The organism is Desulfobaculum sp. (genome assembly GCF_054921475.1).
Window position 1 is genome coordinate 1 of sequence record NZ_JBUDSW010000123.1, and the last position, 10,320, is coordinate 10,320.

The window sequence follows — 10,320 nt, forward strand, 5'->3', positions numbered from 1 at the left end:
GAACTCAACCTCCACATTCAAATCGCGCCGCAGCTCCTTCTTGAGCACCACGGGGGAGGTACGGTCCGCCTCCGCAAAAAGAATATCCAGCGCCACCACCCGCGCCCCGGCATCCCGCAGCCGCGCTAAAAGCAGGGCCACACGGTAGCGCGGCCACGGCCACTGGCCATACTTCGACAGCGTACGTTCATCGAGGTCCACCACAACCGGCACCCCCGTTGTCGCCGGGGTATGCGTCTGCTGCAGCATGACGTCATAGAGCTTGAGGTCCAGCAGCCTGAGAAAATACGGCTGGCGCACATACAACCACGCCACAAGCACGGAAAACGCAAGGCCCGTGAGGAATACGGGCAGTCGCCCGCCCAGCAGGCGTTTCATCACCGTTTTGAAGCGCCCCTTCTCGGTCATGGTGCCCTCTCATCGGCTGGGGTGAAGATGAAAAACGTTGGCTCCGGGCAATTCTCGGCGGCATTTTCTCCGCGCAGTGGGCTTCTTCCACTGCCTCACGCGGTCAATCAGGGCCTCTGTGGACTCCCACAGCCAAAGCGGCGTTCATCCGACAGTGACAGCAGGCCACAGTGGCGCCAGCCCACGAGCGCCATCGCCCAACAGACCAAGAGGCTTCAGCATACCACTCCCCGCGCCAAAGGGCACCCCTTGGCGCGCCGGGTGGGAGGCGTTGCCTTCGCCGGCGGCAAACGCCGCATCACAACCGCTCGCCCCGCGCTGCGCCACAAAAAAAGGCAGCCATTTGGCTGCCTTATGCTCTTCCTTCAAGTGGAGCTTCAACTTTGAAGCAGTGGTCCGGAGTACTGCCAGCCTTCCGGGGGCTGGGTCTTCCATCTGCGGTGCATCCAGTACCATTGATCGGGGAATTTGCGGATAATCCGCGTCACAGCCCCTGTGTAAAACTCTGCGGCTTTCTGGACGCGCTCCTCTCTGGAGCCTTCCAATTCGCGGGTATCAAGGTAATCCTCACTGTGGATAACATAGCCGCCTTTCTCATCGCGGAGCATAAAAATGGGGCAAATGCAGGCCTTGGCGCGCACAGCAAGGAGCGCCGGCCCCATATTCACCGCCGCAAAGTCCTTGAGAAAGGGCAAGAACACGGCTTCGCTGGTGCTGCAGTTATGGTCCACCAAAAATCCCGTCATTCCGCCCTGCCGCAGGCAACGCAGTACCTTGGGGGCCGCCATGCGGTGCGCCAGCACGTCCACATCGGACTTGCTGCGCAATTCCGTCATCAGCCTGTGCAACGCTTCGTCCTTAGGACGCCGTACAACGATTTGTTTGGGGCTTCGACGTATAAAGAGTTGGAAAATGCCCGCAAGAAGCTCCCAGGCCCCCATATGGGCCGTTGCGGCGATGGCGGGCCTGTCGAGATCGCGAATCTTCTGGAAGGACTCTGGCGTGGCGATGCTCAGCCGATCCTGCACAAAGCGCCAATCCACGCGGCTGGAGAGAAATATCTCCAAAAACGAGCGGCCGCTGTTTCGGAAACTGCGGCGCGCCGTGGCTTCCGCAATGGGGCGCGGCAGGTCAAGGTGACGCATCATGCCTTCCGTCGCCATCTTGCGGCGCTCGGGGAGCACGGTCCACAGCAGGTCGCCAAGGCGCTCTCCTGCGCGGGCCGCCGTCTCAAAGCTCATGGTCTGCCCTGCCCGGGCAAGCCCCTGGTAAACAATCTCTTTCATCTAGATTCTCATCCATGCGTAGAGGGCCGCTATGGTCTTGCGGCTGTAGATGGCAACGCGGCTTTTGAACCAGCTGGGGCCTTTTTTGCGGCGGACTTCCAAACGGCAGATGTGCGCGGGCGATGTTCCGGGCGCGACCGGGCCGTTCTCCAGTGTAAAGAGCAGGCGAAAACCTGCGGCCTGCGCGGCTTCCACCGCAATAGGATGCGCGGCGCCCCACGGCCAGCCAAGGGTTGTCACCTGCGCGCCAAAGCGCTTTTCCAGGTCGCCACGGCTGGCGCTGAGGTTATCCTGAACGCGCGCGAAAAATTCGTCGTCCGTCTCCAGACGCTCCTTGTCCGCCAGATACAAATGCGCGGTGAATTCCGGCACCATACGCGGCGGTTCGCCCTGCTCCAGCCCGGCATGCCAGCGCGCATAGGCCCAGTGGTCGGGCTTTTCCGGCTTTTGCCACGGGGGCATACTCCCCATAACGTGGGTGGTGGAGTGGCTGCCAATGGCAAAGGTGCCGTCCGCCATGATGGAGCGGATTTCACTCTCGCTCATCCACGCCCCGCGCGCGCCAGTGACCAAAAAGTCCCGGTGCGCCTCATGGGCGATAATGGGCTCATCCACGCCGGATTCATCCTCGGGCCGGATGCGGTTGTTGATGATGAACACCGTGGCGTGCAGACCATGTTCACGGAAAAACGGCGCGACGCGGGTGTACAGGTCTCGAAAACCGTCGTCGAACGTGACGCAGACCGATGGCGCAGACAGTGCCTCGCCATCCAAAAAACGCTCCAGCCGGTCCAAGCTGATGGTGCGGATGCCATGCGCCTTGAGCCACAGCATCTGGCGCGTAAACGCGGCCCACGGCATGCCGTTGCCATCAATATTGTGATAGCACAGCACCGGCACGGAGGAGCGGCCAACGCACTTAGACCAGAGCATCCAGTTTTTCCTTGAGTTTACGGCGCTCCTCGGCCAGCACCTCGTCGGTGAGTTTGGCCTCGGACACGTGATACGGCTCGCCAAAGATGATGCGGCAACTGGAAAACGGCAGCGGCAGGATGAATTTATCCCACGAGCGGTCAAAAACCTTGGCCCGGGAAGGGACAACGCGCGCCGGAACAATAGGCGAACGGGCTTTTTGGGCCAGATAAAACACGCCGTCCTTCACCTCGTGCCGGGGGCCGCGCGGGCCATCCACGGTGATAAAGCCCTGCCTGCCCTGCTTTCGCACCATGCGGCATGCGCCCATAAGCGCGCGCACTCCGCCGCGGCTGGATGAACCTTGGCAGATGTCCACACCAAGGTGGTTCAGCATGCGGGTAGCGATGGTGCCGTCCTTGCTGAGGCTGACAATACCCACCCACCTGCTGCGCGTACGTGCGCGCAGCTTGGGGAAGATAAACAGCTCGTTGTGCCAGCACGCCAGCACAATGGAGCCTTCGCGCTCCCAAATGTCCTGCAGCGGCTCCATGTTTTCCGCACGCACCCGGATGGTGGCCGTCCACAAACGGTACAGCCACGACAACGGCAGGGAGACGACTTCAGGATGAAGAGGGATTTTCATGGGCTATTCGGCCTCGTCCGGGGCCTCGCCAGAAGGCCCGGCATTTTTGAACTGCATGTTGTAGAGCTGGGCATACAGGCCGCAGGATTCCAAAAGCTCGGCATGGGTGCCCTGCGCCACGATGCGTCCGCTCTCCATCACCACAATCTTGTCCGCACCAAGAATGGTGGACAGACGGTGGGCAATGACGATGCTGGTCCGGTTGTGCATCAGGTTTTCAAGGGCGGCCTGCACCTTGCGCTCGGCGTGGGTGTCCAGCGCGCTGGTGGCCTCGTCAAGGATAAGAAGCTGCGGGTCCTGGTACAGGGCGCGGGCGATGGCCACGCGCTGCTTCTGCCCACCGGAAATCTTGGTGCCGCGCTCGCCAAGCACGGTATCGTAGCCTGCGGGCAATTCCTGAATAAACCCGTCGGCATAGGCCATCTCCGTACACTTTCGCACCACGTCCGGATCCGGAGAATCGTTGCCATAGGCGATGTTCTCCAAAACCGAGGCATTGAACAGGAACGTATCCTGACTGACGATGCCGATGTTCCGGCGCAGGGAGGCCAGCGTGTATTCGTCCACGTTGCGGCCATTTAAGAAAATCTGGCCGGACTGCGGCGTGTAGAAGCGCGGAATCATATTGACCAGCGTGGTCTTGCCCGCGCCGCTTGGGCCCACAAGGGCCACCTGCTCGCCCGCCTTCACGGACAGCGTCACGTTGTCCAGCGCAGGAGCCTCGCATCCAGGATAATGCAGGGTTACGCCCTCAAGGTGGAGTTCCTTGAAGTCGCCCTCCAAAATGGCGGAGCCGTCCTGCTCAATGGTGTACTCCGGGGAATCGAGGATGTCGAATACGCGTTCTGCACCGGCAAGGGCGCGCTGAATCTCCATATTCGCGCTGTTCAGCTTCTTCACCGGGGCGTACATGAGGCCCACCGCGACGAGGAAAGAAAAGAACGAACCCGGCGTGGTCGCGCCTTCAATAACCTGCGTGCCGCCGTACCACATAACAAATGCGGTCCCTACAGCGCCCACAAGGTCCATCACCGGGGAGGACAGCTCGCTGAACACGACTTCCTTTCCGGCAATTTTGACCAGCCTGTTGTTTTCCTTGGCGAACTTTTCGGTTTCGCGCTCTTCGTTGGCAAAGGCCTTCACCACGCGGATGCCGTTAAAGATTTCCTGCAGGATGACGTTGATATCCGCAATTTTGCTCTGGTTCTTGCGGCCAATTTTGCGCAGCTTTTTACCAAAGAAAACAACCGGATAAACGGCAAGAGGAAAGCCAACAAGCGCGATGCAGGCCAAAAAGGGCTCCTGATAGAACGCCACGCAAATAAGCCCCACCATCTCCAGCGCCTGCCGGATAAGCATAACGATGGACGGCAGGCTGTTGCGAATCATGGAGACGTCCATGGTGATGCGCGACATCAGGTTGCCCACCTGCTGCTCCTCAAAGAAGCCAACGGGCAGGTGCATCATCTTGTCGTGCAGCTCATTACGCAGTGTTTCCAACACCTTGAGGCCGCACATGCGCATTTCGAAGTTCTGCAGGTAGCGGAAAACACCCTTGATGAGGAAAACCGCAACGTATGCTGCGGGGATAATAAGCAGGGCCTGCTCGTTTTTGTTGCCGAAGATATCGTCAAAGGCAGGCTTGACGAGGTATGCGGCCGCGCCGGAACAGGCGGCCACGATGGCCATGGAGATAACGGCCAGAAAAATGCGGAATTTGTATGGGGTAAAATATCCCAGAGAGCGCTTGAGAAGCGGGATGCTCTTGACCTTTCTATCGTATTGCTTTGCCACGTATACTCCCGAAGGATGATCTTGTCTTTGTGCGAGAACCGCAGGATGCGGCAACGCGCGCAAACGCGTACAGATAAAGGATTCCCGCCTCGAAATCCAGAGGAAATTCCGGAGCGCGCCCGCTGCGCCCGGGCATTGTGGGGGTGCGGGGCTTGTGCGCGTGGGCCGCGCGAAGGCGTAGCGGACATGTCCTTAAATAAAAGAGGCTTCGCGGCGCAACCGGCGCATCCGCCGGCAGCCGGGGATATCCCTGCCCCGTGTCCCCCTACGCGTGCTCGCGCCCTGCTCTCCGGGCTGTCACGCGTTGGCGCGTAGGGCGGCTTCTCCACGCCCAATCACCCCGGGGTACAAACAAACGCCCGCGCCGCAAGGCTTTGCGCTGTGAGCAGGTTTGTCTATGCGTTTGGGGCATTGCAATCGGAACTATCAATTTGACCCGCTGGCATTCTCGCGTTTCCATACATGGATTAAGGAGACCCCGCATAATGACAAAGAATATACTCGACTGCAAAGGCCTACCCTGTCCGCAACCCGTCCTGACCGCAAAAAAGCACATTGAGGCCGAGGCTCCGGCCGAATTCGCCGTTATTGTTGACAATGAAGCCGCCAAGGAGAACGTGAGCCGGTTCATTGGAACCAAGGGCTATGCGGCTTCCGTTACGGAGACCGAAGGTGGCTGGATGATTACCGGGCGCCTTGAGGCCGCCGCACAGGATGGCGCAGAATGCGAAGCCTGCCAGATTATGAGCTCCGCCGAGCTTGCCGCCGTGGACCAAAAGGTGACGGTGTTCATCCAGCGCGACGTGCTGGGCGGCGGTGACGATGAGCTTGGCTCCAAGCTGATGCTGAACTTTTTGGCTACTCTGCCGGAGTTTGGCGAGGAGCTGTGGCGCGTTGTGCTCGTAAACGGCGGCGTCAAGCTGGCCATAGCCGGCAATCCGTGCTGCGAAAAGATTCAGGAGCTGGAGCGCATGGGCGCAACCGTGCTGGTCTGCGGCACCTGTCTGGATCATTTTGGCCTGCTGAGTCAGAAGGCCGTTGGCGAAACCACCAACATGCTGGACGTGGTGACGAGTCTTCAGCTTGCCACCAAGGTCATTAACGTCTAGTTACGGGGCATGCCCAAGAACACCCCGAAATCTTCCGGGCGTCCCGCCTCTGCGGAGACGCCCGCTTCCGATTCCCCGACATTGCTGCGCATCAACCGCGCCTTAGCCATGGCCGGAGTCTGTTCCCGCCGCGCCGCCGACGAGTTGGTGGCCAGCGGAGCCGTGCGCGTCAATGGCCAGCCCGCGGACCAGCCCGGTCTGCGCATCGACCCCGCCACCGATGTGGTAGAGGTCAACGGCTCTCCCGTGAGCATTCCCGTCCCCGGACAGGAAGAGCATGTCTACCTCGTCATGAACAAACCCGTGGAGGTCGTCACCACCGCGCGCGACCCGCAGGGCCGCCGAACGGTGCTGGACCTGCTGCCCCCGGCCAAGCGGGGACGCCGGGTCTTTCCCGTTGGCCGGTTGGACTACTACTCGCAGGGGCTTTTGCTCCTCACCACGGACGGCGAGCTGACCAACCGCCTGACGCACCCCCGCTGGCACCTGCCCAAGGTCTACAACGTCCGCGTCCGCGGCGGCGTTACCGAAGACAAGCTGGACGTGATGCGCAAAGGCATGACGCTGGCCGAAGGCGAACGCCTTGCGCCAGTGCCTGTTGAGGCCAGCCGCGACGGCGGCGAGGGAATTCTGCTGACCATGACGCTCATTCAGGGCGTCAACCGCCAAATCCGGCGCATGTGCCGCGACCTTGGCCTGACCATCCTCCGGCTGGAGCGCATTGCACAGGGTCCGGTCCGCCTTGGCCGTCTGCCCAAGGGCAAGGCCCGCGAACTCACGCACGCCGAACGCACGGCCCTGCTGACTGCTGTGGACATGCCCGCCCCGGCCCCGTCGCAGGGCGGCGCTCCCTCCGGTGCGCCATCTTCCGAAAAGCCCGGCCACGGCGGCAAACAGGGCAAAGCTCCCCAAGGCGACAAACCACGCCGCGCAACAGGTGAAACTCGCCCTTACGGCGAAGCTCCGCGCGGAGGCAAAGCCCGCCCCGCAGGGCCCCGCTCCGGCAGGCCCAGCCCAGACAACCGGCGCGGCACTGACCGCCCCGGCGATTCTGGCGGTGGCCGCCCACGCGGCGGGCGCCCCACACGCCCGGGCAAAGGCAAACGCTCCGGCGAACGCTAGTCCAGCCGCTCACGCGTCTTATTTTCCACAGGCCAAACGACAAAAGGCACCCACAACGGGTGCCTTTTCTTTGTGCGCGAGGGGCGCGGAGCACGGCTCACCCCACCGGATACCGGATGATGATGCGGCGGCGCTGGGGTGAGGATTTTTTGCGGTCTGAGAGGTAGAGGCAATGCAGAGGCCCGCACGGCGTAAAACCGCGTTCGGCAAGCGCGGCGCGCAAGGCGTGCACCGCTTGGGGCAGACTGTCCGGCGGGCCAACGTGCAGCATCTGCATCGACGCGCCCTCTTCCAAATGCTCGAAGCGCACGTCGAGGATGTCCGAGTTTTGTTTGCGCACGACGACCTCGGGCCGCACAGCCTCCACACTGCGCGAGGAGACGAATTCCGGCATACGCAGCAGGAGTTTCCAGTTACAGCGCTCCGGCAACGTCTCCAGCACATCCGCGCCGCCATCGCCCCACCACAGGGATTCCAGCTTGGGCATGTAGAAGTCGCGGCCTTCCTCGCGCGCCAGATGCTTCACCCCGTAGGCAAGAGCCGTCACTGCGGCGGCCATCCGCTCAAACTCGTGCCCGCCCGGTCTGCCCTGTCCATTGGCGCACAGGTAGGCAGCAGGCGGAAAATCAACCAAATGCGGGCGAGGCTCCGCCGAGTAGTACTGCGGATAGGCCGTGGTCAAATCAAGTTTGCACACGCAGGGGCGCACCGTCCTATGGCTTGCTGTTCTCCACGATTTCCACGTCTTCCGGCGGCGTGAAGGTAAAATGTCCGTCCGGAAAATCTGGATTCAGATGCAGCTTGGTCAATGTGACGTCGTTCTCATTGCCAAAAAAGTCGACAATAACCACCCGGCGCAGCAAAAAGCTCTCCGGCGTCAGCCACAGATAAGCCTGCACAAGGTTGGATTCCGGCGTGTGGGGAATGAGTTCCAGCTTGATGTAGCCATCCTCGCGGCCTTGGGGCGTCACGTAGAATTCCTCGTCCAGCCGGGCCTTTCCGGACAAAAAGCGGAGCATGGTCTTGGAGCCGAGCACCTGCTCCACCGTGTAGCGATAGGCCGTTCCTTCCTCGGGGAAATAGTCCCACACCGCGTCCTGCCCCACCACCAGAAGCTCCTGCTCCGGTGTGGCCGTCTGCCAGCGCACCAGCGAGGGATTCTTGAAGGCCAGCGCCCCGGTGCGCGTTTGCGTTGAACCGTTTGCAGCGTTGGTCAGGCGTTGCACGATGTCCGCAGAAAAGCCCGTCAGGGCCTCGTATTTCTCCTGCATGCGTGCGGTTATCTCCGCTGCATCGCCAGCGGGCGCGCTTTCCTGTGCACAAACGGCCCCGCCAGATGCCCAGAGCATCAGCGCGACCAGTATCGCCACGATACTGCGTTGGCGCATGTGTCCTCCGAAGTTCGTTGAGTTGTTGCAGTTCATAGTGAAAAGCTGTAAAAATTACAGTGTGTTTCCCGACAGGAATGCACGGGTTTCGTCCAAATGTCCAGATGCCACACCACGTGGCATGGCGCAAGGATGACGGCCCGCGCCACTTTGATTGGTCTTGTGCATTTGCAACCGGAGGGAATCCATGACACATCCGCCGCTATCCCAGTTGGAGCGTCGCCGGGTGGAAGCTCAGATGATGGCGCGCATGTTTGCCGTGCTGTCGCAACGCTTCGGGGACGAAAAGGCCCTCGCCCTCATCGGAGAAGCCGTGGACGCCGAGGCGGAGGCCGCCGGAAAGCGCTTTGCCGCCGCCGCGCCAAACGGCCCCAGCCTTGAGCACTTTGCAACCTTCATCGACCTGATGCGCGCCGGAAATGCCCTGGATATCGACAGGCGCGAAATTCAGGGCGACGTCTTTGCGCTGGACATCACCCGCTGCCAGTACGCGCACATGTACATCAAGGAAATGGGGCTCTCGCCGGAGCTGGCATGGACCATCTCGTGCCGTCGCGACCTTGCCTTTGCCAAGGGCTATTCCCCGCATCTGCAATTGGCCCGCGCCACCACCATCAGTACGGGCGGGGGAATGTGTCCCTTCCGGTATGTCTGGACCGAGGACCGCACCTTTAGCGACGAGGCCCCGCCCACGCGCGCTACTTCGTCCTCGTCCTCGCCTCCGGCAAGCTAGGCGAAAGCGCGGCCCCATGCGGGCGCCCTCCGGCGGGCGACTGGGTGCCCGTCCCAAACAGCCCGGAGCCAATGCACCGCGCCGTCCACAACTCGGCATGCACAGCGGCTCCCACACCGTGGGAAGCCGCCCTGCTCCTGACGCGCCAAGCGCCCCACCCTCCGAAAAAGCAAACGGCCCGGCTACCATACACATGGTAACCGGGCCGTTTTATGTGTTTTCCAAAGGCAAACCGCTGGGCGGCGCGCCTATTCGCGTCCCACAATAACCTTGCGGGGCTTGCTGCCGTCGGCGGGACCAACCACGCCGTCCTGCTCCATCTGTTCGACAAAGCGGGCCGCGCGGTTAAAGCCGATGCGGAAGCGGCGCTGAATGAGGGAGATGGACGCTTTGCCCTGCTCCATCACGAATTCCACGGCCTCGGCATAGATGGGGTCGTCGGGGATGCCGTCGCCGCCACCACCGCCGTTGCCACCTGCGCCGCCGTTACCGGCGTCGCCGTCCTTGGACCATTGGCCGAAGTCGAGGTCGAACTCGGGCTTGGCCTTGGCTTCCCAGTACTCGATGATATTGCCGATTTCGTCCTCGTCCACCAGTGCACCGTGCACGCGGTTGTGCTTGCCGCCACCGGGCTTAAAGAGCATATCGCCCTTGCCCAGCAGATGGTTGGCGCCCACGCTGTCCAAAATGGTGCGCGAGTCCTGTGGCGAGGTCACGGTAAAGGCAATACGGCTGGGGAAGTTCGCCTTGATGAGGCCGGTCACAACGTCCACGGAGGGGCGCTGCGTTGCCAGAATCATATGAATACCCGCCGCACGCGCCAGCTGCGCCAGCCGCACGATGGACGTTTCCACTTCCTTGCGCGCCGTCAGCATCAGGTCCGCAAGCTCGTCAATAACAATAACAAGGTACGGGATGGTCT

General features: G+C 61.6%; 11 protein-coding genes. 3 read left to right on the top strand and 8 right to left on the bottom strand.

Annotated features, from left to right (window positions below):
- From ACY69P_RS09420 to ACY69P_RS09440, 5 genes are all read right to left on the bottom strand, one after another.
- Positions 1-408: CHASE2 domain-containing protein (locus ACY69P_RS09420; protein ID WP_462327278.1), on the bottom strand; the 408-nt coding region annotated here is incomplete at its 3' end.
- A gap of 377 nt (positions 409-785) precedes the next feature.
- Positions 786-1,694: a lysophospholipid acyltransferase family protein gene (locus ACY69P_RS09425; protein ID WP_462327279.1), complete on the bottom strand. Its 909-nt coding sequence runs from the start codon at positions 1,692-1,694 to the stop codon at positions 786-788.
- Positions 1,695-2,627: a polysaccharide deacetylase family protein gene (locus ACY69P_RS09430; protein ID WP_462327280.1), complete on the bottom strand. Its 933-nt coding sequence runs from the start codon at positions 2,625-2,627 to the stop codon at positions 1,695-1,697.
- Positions 2,614-3,252 carry a lysophospholipid acyltransferase family protein gene (locus ACY69P_RS09435; protein WP_462327281.1) on the bottom strand — a complete coding sequence of 213 codons (639 nt, stop codon included), beginning with the start codon at positions 3,250-3,252 and terminating at the stop codon, positions 2,614-2,616. The genes ACY69P_RS09430 and ACY69P_RS09435 overlap by 14 nt, the downstream gene beginning before the upstream one ends.
- Positions 3,253-3,255: 3 nt before the next feature.
- A complete protein-coding gene (locus ACY69P_RS09440) occupies positions 3,256-5,046 on the bottom strand; it encodes an ABC transporter ATP-binding protein (RefSeq protein ID WP_462327282.1) in 1,791 nt (596 codons plus the stop codon).
- 485 nt (positions 5,047-5,531) lie between these two features.
- Between ACY69P_RS09440 and yedF the strand changes: the two genes are divergently transcribed.
- Positions 5,532-6,155, top strand: a complete 624-nt coding sequence (gene yedF / locus ACY69P_RS09445; RefSeq protein ID WP_459899903.1) for a sulfurtransferase-like selenium metabolism protein YedF — start codon at positions 5,532-5,534, stop codon at positions 6,153-6,155.
- Positions 6,156-6,164: 9 nt separating this feature from the next.
- Positions 6,165-7,277: a pseudouridine synthase gene (locus ACY69P_RS09450; RefSeq protein WP_462327283.1), complete on the top strand. Its 1,113-nt coding sequence runs from the start codon at positions 6,165-6,167 to the stop codon at positions 7,275-7,277.
- A gap of 97 nt (positions 7,278-7,374) precedes the next feature.
- On the opposite strand, the gene ACY69P_RS09455 is transcribed toward ACY69P_RS09450, so the two are convergent.
- Both ACY69P_RS09455 and ACY69P_RS09460 read right to left on the bottom strand, forming a co-directional pair.
- Positions 7,375-7,974 carry a hypothetical protein gene (locus ACY69P_RS09455; protein WP_462327284.1) on the bottom strand — a complete coding sequence of 200 codons (600 nt, stop codon included), beginning with the start codon at positions 7,972-7,974 and terminating at the stop codon, positions 7,375-7,377.
- A 16-nt stretch (positions 7,975-7,990) separates the two neighbouring features.
- Entirely contained in the window at positions 7,991-8,665 is a 675-nt protein-coding gene (locus ACY69P_RS09460; protein ID WP_459899900.1) for a LolA family protein, read from the bottom strand.
- 187 nt (positions 8,666-8,852) lie between these two features.
- Between ACY69P_RS09460 and ACY69P_RS09465 the strand changes: the two genes are divergently transcribed.
- Positions 8,853-9,398 carry an L-2-amino-thiazoline-4-carboxylic acid hydrolase gene (locus ACY69P_RS09465; protein WP_462327285.1) on the top strand — a complete coding sequence of 182 codons (546 nt, stop codon included), beginning with the start codon at positions 8,853-8,855 and terminating at the stop codon, positions 9,396-9,398.
- 248 nt (positions 9,399-9,646) lie between these two features.
- Here the strand turns inward: ACY69P_RS09465 and ACY69P_RS09470 are convergent.
- On the bottom strand, positions 9,647-10,320 hold a 674-nt coding region (locus tag ACY69P_RS09470; RefSeq protein WP_462327286.1), incomplete at its 5' end, for a DNA translocase FtsK.